This is a genomic window from Sideroxydans lithotrophicus ES-1 (genome assembly GCF_000025705.1).
Classification (GTDB): domain Bacteria; phylum Pseudomonadota; class Gammaproteobacteria; order Burkholderiales; family Gallionellaceae; genus Sideroxyarcus; species Sideroxyarcus lithotrophicus.
In genome coordinates this window covers 176,190-197,390 of sequence record NC_013959.1, presented here as the reverse complement: position 1 = coordinate 197,390, position 21,201 = coordinate 176,190, and the positions used below count along the sequence as shown (strand labels likewise).

Here is a 21,201-nt window from a genome sequence, read left to right as displayed (position 1 = left end):
AGAAAAATCCATTAAATCAATATAGCCGGGATTTGATATACTGCGCGCCCATTTAACCAATGAAGCAGCAAACGGAGAGCCATGAGCGAATATTTCTTTACATCCGAATCCGTGTCCGAGGGCCATCCGGACAAGGTAGCAGACCAGATTTCCGATGCCATCGTGGACGCGATTCTAGCTCAGGACAAGCATTCACGCATCGCTGCCGAGACATTGTGCAACACCGGACTGGTGGTTCTGGCCGGTGAGATCACCACGGCCGCCAATGTCGATTACATCCAGGTGGCGCGCGACACCATCAAGCGCATCGGCTACGACAACACCGAATACGGCATCGACTACAAGGGTTGCGCCGTGCTGGTGGCCTATGACAAGCAGAGCCCCGATATCGCGCAAGGCGTGAACAAGGCCTACGACGACGGCCTCGATCAGGGCGCCGGCGACCAGGGCCTGATGTTCGGCTATGCCTGTACCGAGACCGACGTGCTGATGCCGTTGCCGATCTACCTGTCGCACCGCATCGTCGAGCGTCAGGCGCAATTGCGCCACGACGGCCGCCTGAAGTGGCTGCGTCCGGATGCGAAATCGCAGGTCACCATCAAGTATGTCGACGGCAAACCGTATTGCATCGACACCGTGGTGCTGTCCACCCAGCACGCGCCCGAGATGACGCTGGAGCAGATCCGCGAAGCCGCCATCGAAGAGATCATCAAGCCGATATTGCCCAAGGAGCTGATCAAGGGCGAGATCAAGTACCTGGTCAATCCGACCGGACGTTTCGTCGTCGGCGGCCCGCAAGGCGACTGCGGCCTGACCGGACGCAAGATCATCGTCGACACCTACGGCGGCGCAGCCCCGCACGGCGGCGGCGCGTTCTCCGGCAAGGATCCTTCCAAAGTCGACCGTTCTGCAGCTTATGCCGGACGCTATGTGGCGAAGAACATCGTCGCCGCCGGCCTGGCCGACAAGTGCCTGATCCAGATCTCCTACGCGATCGGCGTGGCACGCCCCACCAGCGTGATGGTGACCACTTACGGCACCGGCAAGGTCTCCGACGAAAAGATCGCCGAACTGGTGCAAAAACATTTCGACCTGCGCCCGAAAGGCATCGTGCAAATGCTCGACCTGCTGCGTCCGATCTACCAGAAGACGGCTGCCTACGGCCACTTCGGCCGCGAAGAACCCGAATTCAAATGGGAAGCTACTGACAAGGCAGCCGCTCTGAGGGCTGACGCAGGACTGTAATTTCGTAACACCCATCCCGCCGAGGGGCGCTGCAGCAGTCACCGCAAGGTGAACCTGTCAGGCTCGGCGGAGGTGGCTCAACAATGTTGCAACGGCGCCCATTCATTAACTTATCAAATGAATGGAGTGCATCATGTCTAAAGACTACGTCATCGCCGACATCAACCTGGCCTCATGGGGCCGCAAAGAGATCGCCATCGCCGAAACCGAAATGCCCGGCCTGATGGCCATTCGTGCCGAGTTCGCCAAGACGCAACCGCTGAAAGGCGCGCGCATCACTGGCAGCCTGCATATGACCATCCAGACTGCCGTGCTGATCGAGACGCTTAAGGCGCTCGGTGCGGAAGTGCGCTGGGCTTCGTGCAACATCTTCTCCACGCAAGACCACGCGGCAGCTGCGATCGCTGCGGGCGGCACCCCGGTGTTCGCTGTCAAAGGCGAGACGCTGACCGAATACTGGGACTACACCCACCGCATCTTCGAATGGGCGGACGGCGGTTATTCCAACATGATCCTGGACGACGGCGGCGATGCGACCTTGCTGCTGCACCTGGGCGCGCGCGCCGAGAAGGATGCATCGCTGATCAGCAAGCCGACTTCGGAAGAAGAGACCTGTTTGTTCGCGTCGATCAAGGCCAAGCTGGCGCAAGACAAGACCTGGTACTCCAAGCGTCTCGCCGAGATCAAGGGCGTGACCGAAGAGACCACCACCGGTGTGCATCGTCTGTACCAGATGCACCAGCGTGGCGAACTGAAGTTCCCCGGCATCAACGTGAACGACTCCGTCACCAAGTCCAAGTTCGACAACCTGTACGGCTGCCGCGAATCGCTGGTGGACGGCATCAAGCGCGCGACCGACGTGATGATCGCGGGCAAGATCGCGGTGATCTGCGGCTACGGCGATGTGGGCAAGGGCTCGGCGCAAGCGATGCGCGCGCTGTCGGCGCAAGTGTGGGTCACCGAGATCGACCCGATCTGCGCGCTGCAGGCCGCCATGGAAGGCTATCGCGTCGTGACCATGGAGTACGCTGCCGACAAGGCCGACATCTTCGTCACCACCACCGGCAACTTCCATGTCATCACCCATGACCACATGGCGAAGATGAAGAACAACGCCATCGTCTGCAACATCGGCCACTTCGACAACGAGATCGACGTCGCCTCGCTGGAGAAGTACCAGTGGGAAGAGATCAAGCCGCAAGTCGACCACGTCATTTTCCCGGACGGCAAGCGCATCATCCTGCTGGCCAAGGGGCGTCTGGTGAACCTCGGTTGCGGTACCGGCCATCCGTCCTACGTGATGTCGTCCTCGTTCGCCAACCAGACCATCGCCCAGATCGAGCTGTGGACGGAAGCGGTGAAAGGCAGCAACAAGTATCCGGTGGGCGTGTATACCCTGCCCAAGCATCTGGACGAAAAGGTCGCGCGCCTGCAATTGAAGACGCTGAACGCGCAGCTGACGGAACTGACCGACCAGCAGGCTGCCTATATCAACGTTCCCAAACAGGGCCCGTACAAGGCCGACCACTACCGCTACTAAGCTGCCGGTTGCGGGTATGATGTCGAGGGGCGGACTTCAGGTTCGCCCCTCTTAACTTGCTGAACGGAAAATGTTGCTAAGACTGCTCTTGATCTGGACCCTGAACTCGATGGCATTGATCGCCGTGGCGAACTTCGTCCCCGGCATCCATGTGGACGGGTTCACGGCAGCGTTCATAGCCGCGCTGGTTCTGGGTCTGGTCAATACACTGATTCGCCCGATCTTTCTGGTGCTGACGCTGCCGGTCACCGTCATCACGCTGGGATTGTTCATCTTCGTCATCAACGGACTGATGTTCTGGTTCGCAGGTTCCATCCTGCGCGGATTCGTGGTCGAGGATTTCTGGTCCGGCGTATTCGGCGCGGTCCTGTACAGCATATTTTCCTGGGCGCTGAGTTCAGCCGCCGCACAACTACTTGCGAGAAAAAATGATCAACAACACAAAGACACCGATCAGTTTTGAGTTCTATCCGCCGCAGACGCCGGAAGGCGTCGAGAAGCTGACTGGCGTACGCCAGCGCCTGGCCGCGGTCAAGCCGGAATTCTTCTCCGTCACCTTCGGCGCCGGCGGTTCCACCCAGGACCGCACGCTGGAAACCATCCGGCATATCCATGCCGAAGGCCACAGCGCTGCCCCACACCTGTCTTGCGTCGGCTCCACGCGCGACAACGTCCGCGCGCTGCTGTTCGCCTACAAGGACATGGGCATCAAGCGCATCGTCGCACTGCGCGGCGACCTGCCTTCGGGCATGCACAGCATCGGTGAATTCCAGTATGCCAACGAGCTGGTATCGTTCATCCGTGCGCAGACCGGCGAGCACTTCCATATCGAAGTGGCAGCCTATCCTGAATTCCATCCGCAGGCGAAGTCTGCGCGCGAAGATATGCTCAATTTCAAGCGCAAGATGAATGCAGGCGCCAACTCAGCCATCACGCAATATTTCTACAATGCGGATGCCTACTTCCGCTTCGTCGAAGAGACACGCAAACTCGGCGTCACCGCGCCCATCGTGCCGGGCATCATGCCCATCGGGCGATTTTCCCAGCTCGCGCGTTTCTCCGACAACTGCGGCGCAGAGATCCCGCGCTGGATGCGCAAGACCATGGAGGGTTACGGCGACGACAGCGAGTCGGTGCAGGCCTTCGGCCTCGATGTGGTCACACAGCTGTGCGAAAAACTCATCGCTGGCGGTGCGCCGAGCCTGCACTTCTATACCTTGAACCAGGCCAATGCTTCGCTGGAGATCCTGAAACGTCTGGGTTACCGATGAGCACCTTGCGCGCACCTGAATTGCTATTGCCCGCCGGCACGCTCGACAAGATGCGTACCGCCTACGCCTACGGTGCGGACGCGGTCTATGCCGGCCAGCCGCGCTACAGCTTGCGTGCGCGCAACAACGAATTCAAGCTGGAGGAGTTGCGCACCGGCATCCAGGAAGCACACACGCTAGGCAGGAAACTGTTCGTTGCCAGCAACCTGATGCCACACAACGCCAAGGTGAAGACCTACATGGCCGACATGCAGCCGGTGATCGAGATGCAGCCGGACGCACTGATCATGGCCGATCCAGGCTTGATCGCCATGGTGCGCGAACGCTGGCCGGAGATGCCCATCCACCTCTCGGTGCAGGCCAACACCGTCAACTATGCAGCGGTGAAGTTCTGGAAGTCGCTTGGCCTGTCGCGCGTGATCCTGTCGCGCGAACTGTCGCTGGACGAAATAGAAGAAATCAGACAGCAATGTCCTGACATCGAACTCGAAGTGTTCATCCATGGCGCGCTGTGCATCGCTTATTCTGGTCGCTGCCTGCTGTCGGGCTACTTCAACCACCGCGACGCCAACCAGGGCACCTGCACCAACTCCTGCCGCTGGGATTACAAGGTGGACAGTGCCGTCGAGGACGGCACCGGCGACATCCAGAAGATCGACTTCGATTTCGACAAGGCGCTAAGCGAAAGCCCGCTGTCCGATTGCGGTTCGCAACCGCGCCATCCGCTGGCCGACAAGGTCTACGTCATCTCGCGCAAGGACCATCCGGGCGAACTGATGCCGGTGCTGGAAGACGAGCACGGCACCTACATCATGAATTCGAAAGACCTGCGCGCGGTCGAACATGTCGAGCGGCTGGTCAAGATCGGCATCGATTCGCTCAAGGTAGAGGGGCGCACCAAATCCATCTACTACGTGGCGCGTACCGCACAGGTGTATCGCCAGGCCATCGACGATGCCGTCAAGGGACGACCGTTCAATCTGGAACTGCTTGGTGCACTGGATGCACTGGCCAACCGCGGCTATACCGACGGCTTCTACGAGCGCCACCACACCCATGAACAGCAGAACTACATGCGCGGCCACTCCGAAAGCTTCCGCCAGCAATATGTCGGCGACATCGTCGCCTGCGCGAACGGCATGGCCGAGATCGACGTGAAGAACAAGTTCCAGGTCGGCGACAAGCTCGAGATCATCCACCCCTCCGGCAACAGCATCGTCGAATTGAAAGAGATGCGCAGCCTGGAAGGCGAAGCACTCAGCGTTGCGCCCGGCAGCGGGCATCATGTGCGGATACCGCTAACGGGCGAACTGGCCAAAGGGATGATTGCACGGTTTATCTAGGTCCCCAGACAGGCGCCATGATTTTCCGGTTTCACCAAGCAACCGTTTCTGCCATAGTTTGCAAAATGGAACCTTCTTCTGAATTAAGCAGGATTTAAGGAGTGCTCGCTATGCTTCCCGCCGTCTTGTTCCATCTGTGCCCGCACGCATTCGACAATATCCGCAGCTCGCGCAGTCACTAAAAGGAGACCTGCAATGAACTGGAAAAATACTGCAAGCCGTTACGGTTCTGTTTCCATCGGGATTCACTGGCTGATGTTGCTGTTGTTCATCGCAGTGTATGCCACCATCAATCTGCGCGAGTTGTACCCCAAAGGCAGCGATCCGCGCGAAGCGTTGAAGACTTGGCACTTCATGCTCGGCATGCTGGCATTCGGGCTGGTCTGGCTACGCCTGGCGGCTCGCTTCTCCGGCCCCACCCCCCTTATTCAGCCAGCGCTCCCGCGTTCGCAAGAGATCTCCTCCAAGCTGCTGCATCTGGCGCTGTATGCGCTGATGATAGGCATGCCGATAACAGGCTGGCTTTTGCTCAGCGCCTCGGGCAAGCCGATCCCGTTCTTCGGCCTGCAGCTGCCGGCCCTGATCGGCCAGAACAAGGAACTCGCGTCGCAGATCAAGGAGGTGCATGAATTCGTCGGCACGGCCGGGTACTACCTCATCGGCCTGCATACGATCGCTGCCCTGTATCATCACTATATCAAGCGCGACAACACATTGACCAGGATGCTGCCCGGTCGTGGATGAAGCGATGCAGCCCTTTGCAGGATAATACGCACATGATCTTCTCCTCCCTCACCCAATCCGGCCGCTACGCCGAGCTGCATCCGCTGTTCCAGCGCGCCTTCGACTACATCCGCGACACCGACCTGTTCAACCTCGCACCGGGGCGTTACCACATCGTCGGCGACGACCTGATCGCCATCGTGGAACGAGTACCGGCGAAGACCAAGGAGATGGCAAAGCTGGAGGCGCACCGGCGTTACATCGACATCCAGCTCGTGCTGGAAGGAGACGAGACGATGGGATGGAAGCCACTGGCGGATTGTCTGAACCCGGTGAGCGAGCACAGCACGGAGAAGGACATCCGTTTCTTCCATGATGCACCTGCCTCATACGTGCCGGTGCCGCCAGATCATTTCTGCATCTTCTTCCCCGAGGATGCTCATGCGCCGCTGATTGGCGGGGGCGGCGGTTTGATACGCAAGGTGATCTTCAAGGTTGCGGTGAGTCCTGCGCAACCTTGAGCCAGGAAAGACGGGTCCGGTTATTTCTTCACGGGCTGTGAAACCTTGGGTTTAACTGTCCTGGATTTTTTGGCTGGCTTCGGTGCCGCTTCCAGTTTCATGACCTTGTCTGTCAAGGTTTTGATCTGAGCATCCTTCTCTGCCAGCTGGGTGGCCTGCGACTCGAGCTTCTGGTCTTTCTCAGCCAACAGCTTGTCTTTCTTCGCCAGCTCCGCCACACCTTGTTGGATGCCGCTGTTGGCAGCCTCGAGGCGCGCTTCAAAGTCTTTGGCAGCTACTGCGCCATTGGGTTGTTGTGCGGCTTCGGCAGCGGCGCGCTTGATCTCCTCCACCTGCTTCTCCAATGGCAGGTCGCGCAGGTCCTTCATCCCCAATGCCGTCGAGATGCTGCGCAGGCGGTCCTCTTCCTGCAGCACGATCTTTTCCAGGGAGACTCGTTCGGTAGCTGACCCTGCCGTCTTGCCGTCCAGCTGAGCGCCTACCTGGGCTCCGCTGCTGCCCCCGGCCATCGCTCCGCCGACCATCACCCCGCCTGTCATTGCGCTGCCCGCGGCGCTCACTTTCAGCTGGGCTTGCAACAACGCGACGCGCTCGTTGACCTGTTGTGCATGGCGCGCAGCGAACGTGGCTTCGGCACCCAGGCGCTGGACCAGCTCCTTGTCGTGATGTGCTGCTGCGATCTGGCTCTTCGATTCCTGGTACACGCGCAATGCCTCGGCATAAGTCAGCGGCGCCTGCTTGTCGGCATTCTTCGCCTTGCTGTCGGCATTGATGAGTTCGCTTTCGTGCAGCGCGCCTGCCTGCACCGACTTGATCACCAGATCCAGCATCGATTTGAGCAAGGCTTCTTTTTCCTTGTCGATGCTGGCCGGTTGCTCACGTTCCACTTTTTCGATCAATCCGGACAGCTCGCCGATCACTTTTTCGTATTCCTTGGGCAGCAGCTTCGGCGCATCATGCTCCAGCAATTGCGCCCTGTACTCCAGCTCCTTGGCGAAGCGATATTTAACGATGTCCATCACTGCGCGTCCCTTTTCCAGGATGGCATCGCCCTTGGCCGCGTTGTTCACCAGCACATCCTTGGGTTTGTTGCCCAGTGCGCTCTGGCATTCGCTCAGGACTTGCGCGGCTTCGCGGAAATAGTTCGGTGCCAGGAAAGGCATGTCGGCGTTCCTGGCTTCGTTGACGTTCTTTTCCAGCGTGGCCACTACATTGAGTTCGGACAGGTCGTTGAACTTTGCGACGTTCGCTGCGGAAGGTTTGATGTTGGTGCTCACTGGCGTGGCACAGCCAGCCAGGAAGAGCGCGATCAGCGCGCCAGAGATACGGATTTGCCAGGATTGCATCTTTTCACTCCAAATCGAGGTTAGGTTGAAAGGCTAGATCAGCCAATCTGTGAATTTTACGTCAAATTTCCTGATCGAAGGCAACATCGCCTTCATCCACCGCCGCCCCCAGCTGGATGTTTCTGAAATCGAACAGGCTGGTGTCGAGCAGGTGCGAAGGCTTGACGTTCTGCATCGCGGTGAAGATGGTCTGGCTGCGCCCAGGATATTGCCGCTCCCACTCATGCAACATCTGCTTGATGTTCTGCCGTTGCAGGTTCTCCTGCGAGCCGCACAGGTTGCACGGGATGATGGGAAATTCCATGCCGCGCGCGTAGCGGGCGATATCCTTCTCGGCGCAATAGGCCAGCGGCCGGATCACGATGTGGTCGCCCTTGTCGGTGACCAGCTTGGGCGGCATGGCCTTCAGTTTGCCGCCGAAGAACATGTTGAGGAACAGCGTCTCCACCATGTCGTCGCGGTGGTGTCCCAGCGCGATCTTGTTCGCCCCCAGTTCGCCCGCCACCTTGTAGATGATGCCGCGGCGCAGGCGCGAGCACAGCGAACAGGTGGTCTTGCCCTCGGGGATCTTCTCCTTGACGATGGAATAGGTGTCCTGCGTCTCGATGTGGAAATCCACCCCGATGGATTTCAGATAGTTCGGCAGCACATCGGCCGGAAAGCCCGGCTGCTTCTGGTCGAGGTTCATCGCAATGAGCTTGAAATCGACCGGCGCGCGTTTCTGCAGGGTGCGCAGGATATCGAGCAGCGTGTAGGAGTCCTTGCCGCCGGAAAGGCACACCATCACCACGTCGCCCTCCTCGATCATGTTGAAGTCGGCGATGGCCTTGCCGACCATGTGTTCCAGCCGGCCCTTGAGGCGGTTGAAGTTGGTCGAGTGATGCTCGAAGTGTACTGGCTGGATGATGTCGTTCATGGTGTTCAGATATTGATGGATCGCCCGCCGTCCACAGCGATGATCTGCCCGGTGATGTAAGGTGCGTCGGCGATCAGGAACTGCACGGTTTTGGCGATATCGTCAGGCTCGCCCTCGCGCTTGAGCAAGGTGTGCGCAACGAGTTTGCGCCGCTGTTCCTCGTCTTGCCAGGCCGCACTTTCCGGCCAGATGTTCACGCCCGGCGCGACGCCGTTCACCCGCACTTGCGGGGCCATCTCCTGCGCCAGGGCGCGGGTCAGCCCGGCCAGGCCGGACTTGGCGATGTTGTACAGCAGGTGCCCGTGCATCGGCAGTTCGGCATGGATGTCGACGATGTTGACGATGCAACCGTGGCGACGGCGCAATTCCGGTGCCGCTGCCTGCGCCAGGAACAGCGGCGCCTTGAGGTTGGTGCCCAGCAGGTCGTTCCATTGCTGTTCGTCTATCTCGTGCAGCGGCGTATGGTAGAAACTGGAGGCGTTGTTCACCAGCGCATCCAGCTGACCGAACTCACGCAAGGTCTCTTCGACCACGCGCGGCAGGCTGGCGATGTCGAGCAGGTCGGCTTGCACGGTGCAAGCCGAGTCTGCGCGTTTCTCGTTCAGCTCGTCGCACAAGGCCATCGCTTCGTGCAGCGAATCCCGGTAATGGATCGAAACGTTCGCGCCCGCCGCATGCAAACGGCGAACGATAGCCGCGCCGACGCGCTTCGCCCCGCCTGTCACCAAAACCGTTTTGCCTTGCATCGCATTCCCCACTAAACTCGCGCAACTGCCGAATTATACCCGACCATGTCCATATCCCTGCCTGCCCCGACCCCGGATGCCCTAGTACACAGCGCGAAGCTGTGTGAACTCATTCGCGGCGATATCGCTGCGCAAAGCGGCTGGATACCCTTCTCGCGCTTCATGGAACTGGCCCTGTATGCGCCCGGCCTGGGTTACTACACAGCAGGGGCGCTCAAGTTCGGGGAGGCAGGCGATTTCATCACCGCGCCGGAGTTGTCTTCCCTGTTCGGCCACACCCTGGCCCGGCAATTGGTCGAGGTGATGCATGCCAGCGCGCCGCACATCTTCGAACTCGGTGCGGGCAGCGGCAAGCTGGCAGTGGACATCCTCGGCGAACTGGAACGTCTGGGCGAATTGCCGGAAAGCTATTCGATCCTCGAAGTGAGCGCCGACCTGCGCGAACGCCAGCAAGCCTTGTTGGGCAAGCACCTGCCGCATCTGGTCGAACGGGTGCGCTGGCTGGATACGCTGCCGGAAAAGATCTCCGGCGCAGTCATCGGCAACGAGGTACTGGATGCATTGCCGGTACACCTGCTGTATTGGTCGAATCGCCGCATCCTGGAGCGCGGCGTGACCAGCAAGGCTACTCGTTTTTTATGGGTGGATAGGGAACTGGACGTTCCAGCGTTGCTTGACTTCGCCAAGAACCTCAAGGTGCCGGACGATTACCTGAGCGAGGTCTCGCTCACCACACGCGGTCTCATCGCCAGCCTGTGCGAGCGCATGGACAAGGGCGCATTGATCTTCATCGACTACGGCTTCGGCGCGGGGGAGTATTACCACCCGCAACGGTCACGGGGTACGTTGATGTGCCACTACCGCCACCACTCTCATGATGACCCGTTCTACCTGCCCGGCCTACAGGACATCACCTCTCATGTGGACTTCACCGCGGTGGCGGAAGCGGCCATCGATCACGGCGCAAGTTTCCTTGGCTACACCTCGCAAGCGCACTTCCTGTTCAACAACGGGATCACCGACCATCTGGGCAAGGTCTCGCCGGAAGACGTGAAGGCTTATGCGCCGCTTTCCGCGCAACTGCAGAAACTCACCAGTCCGGCGGAAATGGGCGAACTGTTCAAGGTGATCGCGCTGGGCAAGGGCATTGACCAGCCGCTGGCAGGATTCCTGCGCGGCGATCTGTCGCGCCTGCTGTAGTTTTTCTGAAGCATGCCGCACATCCACAGTTTTAAAGCGGTAAGCAATGCTGAAGCCCGTGTGCTGATCCTGGGCAGCATGCCCGGCAAGGAATCGCTGCGGCAGCACCAGTACTATGCCCACCCACAGAATGCCTTCTGGAAGATCATGGGTGAACTGGTCGGTGCGCATCCATCTCTACCCTATGCACAAAGGCTGGGCCTACTGAAGTCTTCAGGCATCGCATTATGGGATGTGCTGGCCTCGTGCGTACGCGAGAGCAGCCTGGATACGCATATCCGCGAAGAGATAGGCAACGACTTCACCGCCTTCTTCGTCCAGCACCCGTGCATCACGCACGTGTATTTCAACGGGGCCAAGGCTGAGCAGAGTTTCAAACGGTTCGTGCTGGGAAAACAGAAATTGCCCGCGCTGGAATTTGCGCGCCTGCCTTCGACCAGCCCTGCGCATGCCGGTATGCACTATGCAGACAAGCTGCAGGCATGGCAGGTTGTTACGCGGACTTGATGACTGCTTCCACCGCCACGATGCGCGCTTCGCGCACCTTGTCGGCGATCAGGTTCTTGTCCGGACAGGCACGTGCGATCTCGCCCGCCTTCACTGCCTGCGCGGCGCGGCCACAATCCAGCAGGTAAGGAGCTTGCGGATAGGCATCATGCTCATGCCCGGTGCGGCCGTGCGCATCGGATTCGCAGGCCAGCAATATCTGAGCGAAGCGTTCCGGTTTGCGCCACAGGTCGCAGGCATCGAACACCTTGACGATGGTATCGGCGCGCAACTCGCGCGCTTTGTGCACATGGCTGTGGTAGCGCGCGACCAGCATCGCCAGATCGCGACAATCGGCGGGCACCCGCAGCCGTTCGCATAGACCCTTGAGCAGATCGACGCTGCGCTGTTCGTGGCCGATATGGCGCGGCAGCGTATCTTCGGGCGTGGTCGCCTTGCCGAGGTCGTGTCCGAGTGCGGCAAAGCGCACTTCCAGCGGGTGACCGCATTTCGCCGTATCGTCGATCACCATCAGGACGTGGATGCCGCAGTCGATCTCCGGGTGGTAGTGCGCGGGCTGCGGCACGCCGAACAGCGCGTCCATCTCCGGCAATATCTTCTTCAGCGCACCGCACTCGCGCAGCGTGGTGAAGAAGCGCGACGGCTGCTTTTCCATCAGGCCGCGCGCCAGTTCCTGCCATACGCGCTCGGCCACCAGCGCATCCACTTCGCCGTTGTCCACCATCTTGCGCATCAGCGCGAGCGTCTCCGGCGCAAAGGTGAAACCGAAACGTGCGGCGAAGCGTGCACCGCGCAGGATACGCACCGGGTCTTCGGCGAAGGCGTCGCTGACGTGGCGCAGGATGCCCGCCTTCAGGTCGGTTTGTCCGCCGTAGGGATCGATCAGGTTGCCGTCGGCATCTTCCGCGATGGCATTGATGGTGAAGTCGCGGCGCAGCAGGTCCTGTTCCAGCGTGACATCAGGCGAGGTATAGACGGTGAAGCCTTTGTAGCCCTGCGCCACCTTGCGCTCGGTGCGCGCCAGCGCGTATTCCTCGTGTGTGTCGGGATGCAGGAAAACCGGGAAATCGGCACCCACCGGTCTGAAGCCGCGCGCGACCATCTGCTCCGGCGTGCTGCCCACCACCACCCAGTCGTGGTCCTGCACCGGCAGGCCGAGCAGACGGTCGCGCACCGCACCGCCGACGCAATATGTTTTCAGGTCGTTAACGTTCATTGCGATCTGATCTCTGGTTCTTTTCATTCACCGCCTCGATGGTGCCGAGCCGCTGCTTGAGCGATTGCGAGGTCTGGCCGAACAGCTTGGAATAATACATGGTGTTGCTCAGCACCTTTCTCACGTAATCGCGCGTCTCGTCGAACGGGATGGTCTCGACATAGATCGCGCCTTCCATCGGCTGCGTGCCGCACCATTGCCGCGCCCGGGTCGGACCGGCATTGTAGGCAGCGGAAGCCAGCACCGGGTTGTCGTCGAACTGGTGCGATACCGTCTTCATGTAGAACGTGCCCAGTTTGATGTTCACATCCAGTTGGTGGATCAGGCCTTTGCGGTAGCCTTTCATGCCGATCTGCCTGGCCACCCAGCGCGCTGTGTCGGGCATGATCTGCATCAGGCCGGCTGCGCCGACGTCGGATTTGGCCTTGGTCGCAAAGCGGCTCTCCTGCCGCATCAGGCCGTACACCCATGCCTCTTCCAGTCCGTGCTTGTGCAGGTTCTCCTGCATGGCATCACGGTATGGCGCAGGATAGCGCAGATTGAAGTCATGCAATTGCACCGTGCGGTCCGCCGCGTTGATGGAGCGGTCGTACATCTCGTTGTGCTGCGCCACTGCGGCAGCGACCAGCAGTTGCTGGTCGGTGAAATTGCGCGTCGCCCACGCCCATTCCTTGGCTGCCTCGGTGCGCATGTCCATGCGATACAGCAGCAATGTGCGCTGAATCGCCGGCTGCGCCTGCATCGCTTCGATCTCGGCATCGGTCGGCAGGTAATGCGCCGAGCTCATGCCTGCGCCCGGCGCTGCGCCCAATTCCTCGGAAGCGAGCTGGCCGTAGAAATTGTATTCGCGGCTCAGCTGGGTAAACAGCGCGTTCGCCTCATCCGGGCGTCCCAGTATCTTGAGCGCCCGGCCCTTCCAGTAGCGCCACGCGCCTTCGCTCTGCTGTTGCGGAGACATGGCATTGATGCTTTCCCACACTTCGTGCCAATTCTGCGCGCGTAGCGCAGCGCGGGTTCGCCATGCCAACTCCTTGGAATTCAACGCTGCATCGCCCGCCACCGAGAACCATTGCAATGCGCGTTCGTCGTGCGCCAGCGCCCCGGCGTAGCCTTGCCAGCCAAAGAAGTAGCGCTGCTCTTCTTCGGTAAAATAGTTGGCGATATGTTCCCAGTGCGCAAAGGCGATCTGCGGCGATTGCCTGGCCAGCCGCTGCAAGGCGAACAGGGCCGCCAAACGCCGGCCTTTGCCTGCCTTGTCGAATTTGGTCCTTTCCAGATAGTGCCGCGGGTATCTTGCCGCCATGGTCAGCTCCGCCGCCGGAAAAACCTGTGCCTTGGGCAATTTCCTGATCAGTTCCCTGGCCAGCGCAGTGTTGTTGTTCTCCAGCGCCAGGCGCATGCGCTGCCACACATCGTCTTCGCCGATGACGCCCTGCTTCAGGCCCTCATCGAACAACGGTGTACAGCTATCCGGCGTATCGTCGCCGCTGAACCACATCTTGCGCGCCTGAGCCAGCGCGCCCGCTGCGACGGTCTGTTCACGCAATTGCAGGGCATAGCAGGTCAGCTCGTCGTCCGTGTTGACCAGATGTGCATATTCTTCGGCAAACTCTGCCCAGCTTCCGTGTTCGCCGAGATATTTGAGCCATTCGCTGCGGAACTGATCGACCACCGGCGACTCGTTGCTGCGCGCCAGGAATGCCTTGATCGGCTCGGTGGCTTTGCTGCCCCAGTGCATGCGCAGCTGGTAATACGTCACATACGGCTCCAGCGGACTGTCCTTGAGACGCTCCGCCAGCTGGTCCAGACGTTCCGCATTACCGACGCGCAATGCTTCGCGCGCAGCGCGAAAATCGCTTTCTTGGTCGGCCAGCGCACATGCGGGCAGCGCCAGCAGCAGGAGCAATACGAATTTCATGGGAGGACTCGGGATCGACTATGTGAAGAATATCACAGAGCCACTTGCATCAAGTTACTCAAACTCCCCCGAATAAGGCGCTGAATAAGGCTTTCGGATAATCAGCCACTTGGCGGAATTGCAGCCCGGCCGGATGACTGGCGTTCATATTCGGCAATGGACGGCCTCAGTAGCGAAGCCGCCCGGGTCTGCGTATTTTCAACACTGGTATCGGTACATTTTCTGCAGAAAAGCATCGGCATCCACGTTCGCCAATTCGGCAGGAAAAGCGGTATGTCTTTCCATCCTCCCGACAGGTTCGTTTCCGATCGATGCCAGCTGCGGATTCCAGCCCGCGCACAACACCTCATCGTCATATTCGCCGGGCGCGACCGCCTCGCGTTCGACCTCATACCCGCTCATGTTCATCACGATGGCCATGTCACACCTCCTCAACGCAGGGCCCTGAAGATCGCCCCTGTATGTGATGTATCGGCCCCCCGGTGATAAAGTTTAGTATGTCAGCCTGACTCGCCAGAAGAGGCAGAATCTGGACACCTGGCAAGGACGGGGTATCCTCTTCGCGGTGACAGAGTCTGAACCATGCAGTAGTTCAATATCCAACAAGGAGAACATCATGAGCATGATGCAGGAATTCAGGGAATTTGCAGTCAAGGGCAACGTGGTCGATATGGCTGTGGGCGTGATCATCGGTGCCGCGTTCGGAAAGATCGTTTCTTCATTGGTGACCGATGTCGTCATGCCCCCTATCGGAGTTCTGGTAGGCGGTGTCGACTTCTCGAAACTGGCCTTCACCCTGCAGGAATCCACCGCCACTGCGCCAGCCGTCCTGATCAGCTACGGCAGATTCATTCAAACAGTGGTGGATTTCACGATCGTTGCCGCGGTCATCTTCCTGGTCATCAAAGGCATCAACTCGATGAAGAAAAAAGCTGCCGAAGCCCCATCTGCAGTTCCGCCACCTTCTGCGCAAGAAGCCCTGCTGATGGAGATTCGCGACTTGCTGAGAAGCAATCGATGAGAGCATCCTGAACCAACGCGCCAAATCCGGGCCTGGAGCCGATCCGAATACCGGAAGCGCAGGATACGAATTTCTTCCATTTGCCGGCAAGCAATACTGGAAACCGCCTTGACGCAGATTATTCGGGAATATTTCGCCTTGCACTTCCCTGCTCCGGAACTTAATGCGCATCAGTCGCTCTCCCATCATGCTGATTTGCAGCGCAGCAACCAATGTGATTATTTCAGTCCACGCCGCCCGCCCTTTCCTGTCCAAGCGAGGAGAGCACCATGTCAGAAGTAACTGCACTTCAAGGCCTCACCACTGCCGAGGCCAAACAACGGCTCGCAAAGTTTGGCCCAAACATGGTGGCGGAAGACCACCCTCATCCCTGGCTGCTATTCCTGGGTAAATTCTGGGCTCCCGTACCCTGGATGCTGGAAGCAACGATCGCATTGCAGTTCGCTTTAGGCAAGACTGATGAGGCCGCCATTATTGCCCTCTTGCTGGTCTTCAACGCCGTGCTGGGGTTCGCCCAGGAGAATCGCGCCAACAACGCACTGGCGTTGCTGAGAAAACGCCTGGCTATCCAGGTGCGCGTTCTGCGCGACGGGGCCTGGAGACAGGCTGAAGCGCAAGACCTGGTGCCGGGAGATGTGGTGCATCTGCGCATGGGCGATCTTGCACCTGCCGACATCCGCCTGCTTGACGGGCAGCTGCTGCTGGATCAATCGGCACTTACCGGCGAAGCCCTCCCTGTTGAAACCGGCGCCGAAGCGACTGTGCATGCCGGTGCCATCGTTAAACGAGGCGAAGCCTCGGGCGAAGTCATCGAGACGGGGGGGCGCACCTATTTCGGCAAGACTGCCGAGCTGGTGCGTACCGCCAGGACGGCGAGCCACCTTGAAACCCTCATCGTGACCATCGTGAAGTATCTGGTGGCACTCGACGCAATCCTGGTTGCCGCTTTGTTGCTCTATAGCTGGATGTACGGTATCGCCATCACCGAAGTTCTTCCTTTCGCGCTGATCCTGCTGGTGGCCTCAGTCCCCATTGCGCTTCCGGCAACCTACACCCTCGCTACGGCGCTGGGCGCGCTGGAGCTGGCCAGGAACGGTGTGCTGGTTACACGGCTATCGGCCATCGAGGAAGCAGCGGCCATGGATGTGCTGGCAAGCGACAAGACCGGCACCATCACGCAAAACCGCCTGGCACTTTCTGCGTTACAGGCACGCGCGCCTTATGCCGACAACGACCTGCTGCGATTGGCCGCGCTCGCCTGCGACCATGCGACACAGGATCCGATAGACCTCGCCATTCTGGACGCCGCCCAGTCGCGCGGCCTGCTTGCCGGAATCACTTCGCGCTTAAGCTTCATTCCGTTCGACCCCGAAACCAAACGGTCGGAAGCCAGTTACGTCCAGAATGGCGGCAAGTTGAGAGTGCTCAAGGGTGCACCGCGCGTGATTGCTGCACTCGTTGCGGGCGGGCTCGACATCGGTACGGACGTGGAGCGCATGGCTGCAGACGGCTCCCGTGTCCTGGCGGTTGCCGCCGAAAACGGCAACGACGGCCTGCAATTGGCCGGGCTGGTGGCGCTGCAAGATCCGCCAAGGGATGATTCGCGGTTGCTGATCCAGGACCTGCAGGACCTTGGGGTGCGTGTGCTGATGGTTTCCGGCGATGGTCCGGCCACGTCCCGCGCGGTCGCCGAACAGGTGGGCATTGGTGGACGCGTGTGCGCACCGGAAAACCTGAATGCTGCGATTGAGCACGGCGTGCTGGACTACGACGTGTTCGCCCGTGTGTTGCCGGAAGACAAATTCCGTCTGGTACAGGCATTGCAGCAAAGCGGGCATGTGGTCGGCATGAGCGGCGATGGCGTCAACGATGCCCCGGCGCTCAAGCAGGCTGAGGTCGGCATTGCCGTGGCCAGCGCCACGGATGTCGCCAAGGCTGCCGCCAGCCTGGTACTGACTAACCCCGGCCTGAGAGACGTCAAGGCAGCAGTAGAAACCAGCAGGCGCATCAACCAGCGCATGCTCACCTACACGATGAACAAAATCATCAAGACGCTGGAGATCGCCGTCTTCCTGAGTGTCGGCGTAATGCTGACGGGCGTATTCGTGATAACGCCCCTGCTCATCGTACTGCTGCTGTTCACCAATGATTTCGTTACGATGTCCATCGCCACCGATAACGTCTCCTATGCGCGCGCACCCGAGCGCTGGAATATTCCAAACCTGATGCTGACATCCGGCATCCTGGCTGTGCTGGTGCTGATACTGTCGTTCGCTGTGTTTTTTGCCGGGCGCGACTGGCTCCATTTGCCGTTGACCGAGTTGCAGACGCTGATCTTCGTGATGCTGGTTTTTTCCGGCCAGGGCAACGTGTATCTGGTGCGCGAGCGCCGTCATTTCTGGCATTCGCTGCCGAGCAAATGGCTGCTGCTGGCCTCCTTGCTGGATATCGTGATCGTCGGTTTTTTCTCCACCCAGGGGATATTCATGGCCGCCATTCCGCTGGGGCTAGTCTCCGGATTGATGGCTTTGGTGCTGACTTACCTCATCGCAGTGGATTTCATAAAGATACGTGTCTTCCGGCATTTTGGCTTCTGATCGGGTTAAATAGACTGACGCAACTGGAGTGCCCACACTCATCGTGCCGGATGGGTGAATGTCCCAACGCAAACGAACACCTTCTTCCCAATTATGTTGAGGGTGATCAAATGGTTCAGCTTTGGTCAAGAATGCGCCGAATTTCAGGTACACATGAACCGCAGCCGGTGCCTGCCCTTAAGCATAGCCCGATGGCTTCGATACTATTCAGGTCTTGTGTCTGAATGGCGTTCAGGATGGTTTTTTCGCCCACGCTGAAACATGCGCACACATTACGTCCTGCGTCGGTCGCGGCGCCTTTGGGCGGGCGTGCAGCCAGCAATCCAGCCAAGTCGACTGCTTCAAGTCGCTCTTGGCTGAACAGACTGCCCAGCCATTCGCGTTCCGGCAAGAGGTGGTCTGCCGCAATAAAGAACACCGTTTCCAATCTGCCATCTCGAAGGCAGGCAGCGCGATAACGCCTCATTCCCATATCGCGATATTCGATCCAGTCACCAGGGCCATGCAAAGTAGTTTGTACCCAGCTACGCCAATCTTCAGGCGTGACGTCACCGGCAATTTCATGCCTCCAATAGTTTGCGCCACGTGAGCAAACGCAATAACTGGTATCGGCAAAGTCAAGACGGGTCCGGCTCAGAACAAAACCCTGCCAGGCAGGCTGATAAGTTTCGACTCGAACCGGTGTATGTTTGGATTCAGGCTGTCCCGAGATAGGGTCGGTGATCGGTGCGACCAGGGCATCCACACGTGCCAATTTGGCAAAGCCATCATTCCAGTGCATGGGTACGAACACCGAGCCGGGTCGCTGATCGTCGCTCACCTGAACCCGTGCCAACATGGTCCCGTCGCGGCTCGTCAAGCGCGCCAGCGCACCGTCCTGCAACCGACACAGTTGAGCATCGGATGCCTGCACTTGCACAAACGGCTCAATTTGATGCGCATTGAGACGCGGCACCTTCCCGGTTCGGGTCATGGTGTGCCATTGATCGCGGATCCGGCCGGTATTCAGCACCAGCGGAAAATTATCATCTACCGCCACTGCGGGCAGATGAGGCGAAACTGTGGTCATGCGTGCCTTGCCGCTGGGCGTATAAAATCTTCCATCCACGAACAAACGCTGAGTCCCCTGCGGTGCCTGACTGTTGACCGGCCACTGCACAGGCTGCAGTGCATCGTAATCCGCATCGCCCAGATCAGCCAATGCACTGATGTCGAAAGCACGCGTTCCCGCATTCTCAAAACCAGACAGGCGTGCATGCTCGCGGAATATTTGCGCAGGCTGGGTATAGGGGAACGCCTCGGCAAATCCCATGCGCTGCGCAATCTGGGTGATGATCCACCAATCAGGCCTGGCTTCACCCGCTGCCGGCATGAACGCGCGCTGCCGTGAGATGCGCCGCTCGGAGTTGGTCACCGTGCCGTCCTTTTCGCCCCAGCCTGTGGCAGGAAGCAGGATGTCGGCGCATGCCGTCGTATCGGTGTGTCGCATGCAATCGGACACAACAACCAGTTCGCAATCCATCAATGCGGCACGCACACTGTCCGCATCCGGCATGCTGACCACCGGATTGGTGCCCATGATCCACACCGCCTTGATCTTGCCCGAAGCGATGGCATGAAACATCTCTACAGCTTTCAGACCGGGTTTGCGCGCGATGCCGGCTGCTTTCCAGAACCGCCCAACCAAATCGATACTCGCTGCATCGGAAAAATCCAGATGCGCCGCCAGTTGATTGGCCAATCCGCCAACCTCGCGTCCGCCCATCGCGTTCGGCTGTCCGGTCACCGAGAAAGGCCCCATGCCGGCTTTCCCGACCCGACCCGTAGCCAGATGTACATTGATGATTGCGTTGCCCTTGTCCACACCGCTGGAAGACTGGTTGATGCCCTGCGAGAACACCGTCACGGTGCGTTCTGTCTTCGCGAACAGACGGAAGAATTCGCTCAAGTCCGATTCCGCCAGCCCGCACACCTGCGCTACCTTGGGGATCGAGCCAGCCGCACGTGCCGCCTCGAAGGCACCGGCAAAACTTTCCACATGTGCCTCGACGTAACCGAGATCGATCGCATCCTCGCGGCGCAGATGGTGCAGCAGCCCGTTGAACAAGAACGCATCTGCACCCGGCGCGATCGCCAGATGCAGATCGGCGATGTCGCAAGTCGCAGTGCGCCGCGGGTCGATCACCACTACCCGCATCTCGGGACGCGCTTTCTTCGCCGCCGCGAGGCGCTGGTATAACACCGGATGCGCCCAGGCATAGTTGGAACCGGCCAGCACCACGAGGTCCGCCATCTCGACATCCTCGTAGCACACAGGCACCGCATCCGCGCCGAATGCGCGTTTCTGCGCGGCCACCGCCGACGACATGCACAGCCGTGAATTGGTATCGATGTTCGCGCTGCCGATGAATCCCTTCATCAGCTTGTTGGCAACGTAATAATCTTCGGTCAGCAGTTGCCCGGAGACATAGAACGCAACGGCATCCGTGCCATGTTCGGCGATGATCTTTTCAAATCCATGCGCAACCCGGTCGAGTGCCTCATCCCAGGATATGCGCACGCCGTTGGCTAGCGGATACAGCAATCGGCCTTCGTGATCCAGTGTGTCGGCCAGCGCAGCGCCCTTGGAACACAACCTGCCGAAATTGGCCGGATGCGTTATATCGCCCGCGAGCGTGACAGCATCTGCACTGACGTTCGCTGTCACTCCGCAGCCGACCCCGCAATAAGGACAGGTGCTGCGGGCGACTTGTGCTGCATTCATGCTTTGCATGCTCCTGCTTCTAGCGCAAGGAACAGCACTTCATGTGCGACGCGCACTTCATGCCGATGTGCACACCCTACATCGGGCGCGATGGCGGAGCCCGATTCCAGGTCGATCACCCAGTTGTGCAACGGGCAGGTGACGCGTTTGCCGTGCACGATACCCTGCGCCAGTGGCCCGCCTTTGTGCGGGCAGCGGTTGTTGAGTGCGAATACCTGATCGTCCTTGCTGCGAAACAGGGCGATCTCGCCATGTGCAGTATTGATCACGCGCGAACCCTGGCGCGGAATATCCTCCAGCGTGCCGACTTGTATCCAGTTCATGGCA

Annotated in this window: 19 protein-coding genes and 1 riboswitch; of the genes, 11 read left to right on the top strand and 8 right to left on the bottom strand. The window is 59.5% G+C overall.

All coding sequences use genetic code 11. The features are described 5' to 3' along the window. Nucleotides 1-81 precede the first annotated feature (81 nt). From metK to SLIT_RS00855, 7 genes are all read left to right on the top strand, one after another. The gene (gene metK, locus SLIT_RS00885) at nucleotides 82-1,245 is read left to right on the top strand and encodes a methionine adenosyltransferase (RefSeq protein ID WP_013028318.1); all 1,164 of its coding nucleotides are present in this window, start codon (nucleotides 82-84) and stop codon (nucleotides 1,243-1,245) included. A gap of 15 nt (nucleotides 1,246-1,260) precedes the next feature. Next, a riboswitch (S-adenosyl-L-homocysteine riboswitch) is annotated at nucleotides 1,261-1,352 on the top strand. A 26-nt stretch (nucleotides 1,353-1,378) separates the two neighbouring features. Beyond that, on the top strand, nucleotides 1,379-2,785 hold the full coding sequence (ahcY, locus tag SLIT_RS00880) for an adenosylhomocysteinase (protein WP_223293808.1): 1,407 nt from the start codon (nucleotides 1,379-1,381) through the stop codon (nucleotides 2,783-2,785). Nucleotides 2,786-2,855: 70 nt separating this feature from the next. Further along, a complete protein-coding gene (locus tag SLIT_RS00875) occupies nucleotides 2,856-3,248 on the top strand; it encodes a phage holin family protein (protein WP_013028316.1) in 393 nt (130 codons plus the stop codon). After that, nucleotides 3,214-4,056, top strand: a complete 843-nt coding sequence (gene metF, locus SLIT_RS00870; protein ID WP_013028315.1) for a methylenetetrahydrofolate reductase [NAD(P)H] — start codon at nucleotides 3,214-3,216, stop codon at nucleotides 4,054-4,056. Before SLIT_RS00875 ends, metF begins: the two co-directional genes overlap by 35 nt. Further along, entirely contained in the window at nucleotides 4,053-5,399 is a 1,347-nt protein-coding gene (gene trhP / locus SLIT_RS00865) for a prephenate-dependent tRNA uridine(34) hydroxylase TrhP (protein WP_013028314.1), read from the top strand. Before metF ends, trhP begins: the two co-directional genes overlap by 4 nt. Before the next feature lie 195 nt (nucleotides 5,400-5,594). Beyond that, nucleotides 5,595-6,143, top strand: coding sequence for a cytochrome b (locus SLIT_RS00860; protein WP_013028313.1), 549 nt, complete (start codon nucleotides 5,595-5,597; stop codon nucleotides 6,141-6,143). 32 nt (nucleotides 6,144-6,175) lie between these two features. Further along, entirely contained in the window at nucleotides 6,176-6,643 is a 468-nt protein-coding gene (locus SLIT_RS00855; RefSeq protein WP_013028312.1) for a NanQ anomerase/TabA/YiaL family protein, read from the top strand. Between the two features lie 20 nt (nucleotides 6,644-6,663). Here SLIT_RS00855 and SLIT_RS00850 read toward each other — a convergent pair whose 3' ends face one another. The 3 genes from SLIT_RS00850 to SLIT_RS00840 all read right to left on the bottom strand — a co-directional run bounded on the left by SLIT_RS00850 (nucleotide 6,664) and on the right by SLIT_RS00840 (nucleotide 9,651). Beyond that, on the bottom strand, nucleotides 6,664-7,989 hold the full coding sequence (locus SLIT_RS00850; RefSeq protein WP_013028311.1) for a hypothetical protein: 1,326 nt from the start codon (nucleotides 7,987-7,989) through the stop codon (nucleotides 6,664-6,666). 61 nt (nucleotides 7,990-8,050) lie between these two features. Continuing rightward, nucleotides 8,051-8,905 carry a tRNA 2-thiocytidine(32) synthetase TtcA gene (ttcA, locus tag SLIT_RS00845; protein ID WP_013028310.1) on the bottom strand — a complete coding sequence of 285 codons (855 nt, stop codon included), beginning with the start codon at nucleotides 8,903-8,905 and terminating at the stop codon, nucleotides 8,051-8,053. 5 nt (nucleotides 8,906-8,910) lie between these two features. Then, nucleotides 8,911-9,651 carry a pteridine reductase gene (locus tag SLIT_RS00840; protein ID WP_013028309.1) on the bottom strand — a complete coding sequence of 247 codons (741 nt, stop codon included), beginning with the start codon at nucleotides 9,649-9,651 and terminating at the stop codon, nucleotides 8,911-8,913. A gap of 45 nt (nucleotides 9,652-9,696) precedes the next feature. On the opposite strand from SLIT_RS00840, the gene SLIT_RS00835 reads away from it, so the two are divergent. Together SLIT_RS00835 and SLIT_RS00830 are read left to right on the top strand one after the other, a co-directional pair. Beyond that, nucleotides 9,697-10,851 carry a class I SAM-dependent methyltransferase gene (locus SLIT_RS00835; protein WP_013028308.1) on the top strand — a complete coding sequence of 385 codons (1,155 nt, stop codon included), beginning with the start codon at nucleotides 9,697-9,699 and terminating at the stop codon, nucleotides 10,849-10,851. Nucleotides 10,852-10,863: 12 nt separating this feature from the next. Next, nucleotides 10,864-11,358: a DNA-deoxyinosine glycosylase gene (locus tag SLIT_RS00830; RefSeq protein WP_013028307.1), complete on the top strand. Its 495-nt coding sequence runs from the start codon at nucleotides 10,864-10,866 to the stop codon at nucleotides 11,356-11,358. On the opposite strand, the gene SLIT_RS00825 is transcribed toward SLIT_RS00830, so the two are convergent. The 3 genes from SLIT_RS00825 to SLIT_RS00815 form a co-directional block, all read right to left on the bottom strand. Continuing rightward, nucleotides 11,345-12,559: a multifunctional CCA addition/repair protein gene (locus tag SLIT_RS00825; RefSeq protein WP_150103029.1), complete on the bottom strand. Its 1,215-nt coding sequence runs from the start codon at nucleotides 12,557-12,559 to the stop codon at nucleotides 11,345-11,347. The genes SLIT_RS00830 and SLIT_RS00825 overlap by 14 nt on opposite strands. 4 nt (nucleotides 12,560-12,563) lie before the next feature. Further along, entirely contained in the window at nucleotides 12,564-14,492 is a 1,929-nt protein-coding gene (locus tag SLIT_RS00820) for a lytic transglycosylase domain-containing protein (protein WP_013028305.1), read from the bottom strand. Between the two features lie 198 nt (nucleotides 14,493-14,690). Continuing rightward, nucleotides 14,691-14,912: a hypothetical protein gene (locus SLIT_RS00815; protein WP_013028304.1), complete on the bottom strand. Its 222-nt coding sequence runs from the start codon at nucleotides 14,910-14,912 to the stop codon at nucleotides 14,691-14,693. A 196-nt stretch (nucleotides 14,913-15,108) separates the two neighbouring features. Here SLIT_RS00815 and mscL point away from each other — a divergent pair, with 196 nt between their 5' ends. Together mscL and SLIT_RS00805 are read left to right on the top strand one after the other, a co-directional pair. Then, nucleotides 15,109-15,513, top strand: coding sequence for a large-conductance mechanosensitive channel protein MscL (mscL, locus tag SLIT_RS00810; RefSeq protein WP_013028303.1), 405 nt, complete (start codon nucleotides 15,109-15,111; stop codon nucleotides 15,511-15,513). 269 nt (nucleotides 15,514-15,782) lie between these two features. Further along, the gene (locus SLIT_RS00805) at nucleotides 15,783-18,110 is read left to right on the top strand and encodes a plasma-membrane proton-efflux P-type ATPase (protein ID WP_013028302.1); all 2,328 of its coding nucleotides are present in this window, start codon (nucleotides 15,783-15,785) and stop codon (nucleotides 18,108-18,110) included. Between the two features lie 115 nt (nucleotides 18,111-18,225). Here SLIT_RS00805 and SLIT_RS00800 read toward each other — a convergent pair whose 3' ends face one another. Both SLIT_RS00800 and nirD read right to left on the bottom strand, forming a co-directional pair. Beyond that, complete coding sequence (locus SLIT_RS00800; protein WP_013028301.1) at nucleotides 18,226-20,874, bottom strand: nitrate reductase; 2,649 nt, start codon at nucleotides 20,872-20,874, stop codon at nucleotides 18,226-18,228. Further along, nucleotides 20,871-21,197, bottom strand: a complete 327-nt coding sequence (nirD, locus tag SLIT_RS00795; RefSeq protein ID WP_013028300.1) for a nitrite reductase small subunit NirD — start codon at nucleotides 21,195-21,197, stop codon at nucleotides 20,871-20,873. The genes SLIT_RS00800 and nirD overlap by 4 nt, the downstream gene beginning before the upstream one ends. Nucleotides 21,198-21,201: the final 4 nt, after the last annotated feature.

Bases quoted from the DNA above. Each gene is read 5' to 3' on its own strand.
- SLIT_RS00835 (WP_013028308.1), top strand. From the start codon at position 9,697: ATGTCCATATCCCTGCCTGCCCCGACCCCGGATGCCCTAGTACACAGC.
- mscL (WP_013028303.1), top strand. From the start codon at position 15,109: ATGAGCATGATGCAGGAATTCAGGGAATTTGCAGTCAAGGGCAACGTG.
- SLIT_RS00860 (WP_013028313.1), top strand. From the start codon at position 5,595: ATGAACTGGAAAAATACTGCAAGCCGTTACGGTTCTGTTTCCATCGGG.
- SLIT_RS00875 (WP_013028316.1), top strand. From the start codon at position 2,856: ATGTTGCTAAGACTGCTCTTGATCTGGACCCTGAACTCGATGGCATTG.
- SLIT_RS00840 (WP_013028309.1), bottom strand. From the start codon at position 9,651: ATGCAAGGCAAAACGGTTTTGGTGACAGGCGGGGCGAAGCGCGTCGGC.
- SLIT_RS00805 (WP_013028302.1), top strand. From the start codon at position 15,783: ATGTCAGAAGTAACTGCACTTCAAGGCCTCACCACTGCCGAGGCCAAA.
- SLIT_RS00855 (WP_013028312.1), top strand. From the start codon at position 6,176: ATGATCTTCTCCTCCCTCACCCAATCCGGCCGCTACGCCGAGCTGCAT.
- ahcY (WP_223293808.1), top strand. From the start codon at position 1,379: ATGTCTAAAGACTACGTCATCGCCGACATCAACCTGGCCTCATGGGGC.
- SLIT_RS00815 (WP_013028304.1), bottom strand. From the start codon at position 14,912: ATGGCCATCGTGATGAACATGAGCGGGTATGAGGTCGAACGCGAGGCG.
- nirD (WP_013028300.1), bottom strand. From the start codon at position 21,197: ATGAACTGGATACAAGTCGGCACGCTGGAGGATATTCCGCGCCAGGGT.
- SLIT_RS00820 (WP_013028305.1), bottom strand. From the start codon at position 14,492: ATGAAATTCGTATTGCTCCTGCTGCTGGCGCTGCCCGCATGTGCGCTG.
- trhP (WP_013028314.1), top strand. From the start codon at position 4,053: ATGAGCACCTTGCGCGCACCTGAATTGCTATTGCCCGCCGGCACGCTC.
- SLIT_RS00830 (WP_013028307.1), top strand. From the start codon at position 10,864: ATGCCGCACATCCACAGTTTTAAAGCGGTAAGCAATGCTGAAGCCCGT.
- metK (WP_013028318.1), top strand. From the start codon at position 82: ATGAGCGAATATTTCTTTACATCCGAATCCGTGTCCGAGGGCCATCCG.
- SLIT_RS00800 (WP_013028301.1), bottom strand. From the start codon at position 20,874: ATGAATGCAGCACAAGTCGCCCGCAGCACCTGTCCTTATTGCGGGGTC.
- SLIT_RS00850 (WP_013028311.1), bottom strand. From the start codon at position 7,989: ATGCAATCCTGGCAAATCCGTATCTCTGGCGCGCTGATCGCGCTCTTC.
- metF (WP_013028315.1), top strand. From the start codon at position 3,214: ATGATCAACAACACAAAGACACCGATCAGTTTTGAGTTCTATCCGCCG.
- ttcA (WP_013028310.1), bottom strand. From the start codon at position 8,905: ATGAACGACATCATCCAGCCAGTACACTTCGAGCATCACTCGACCAAC.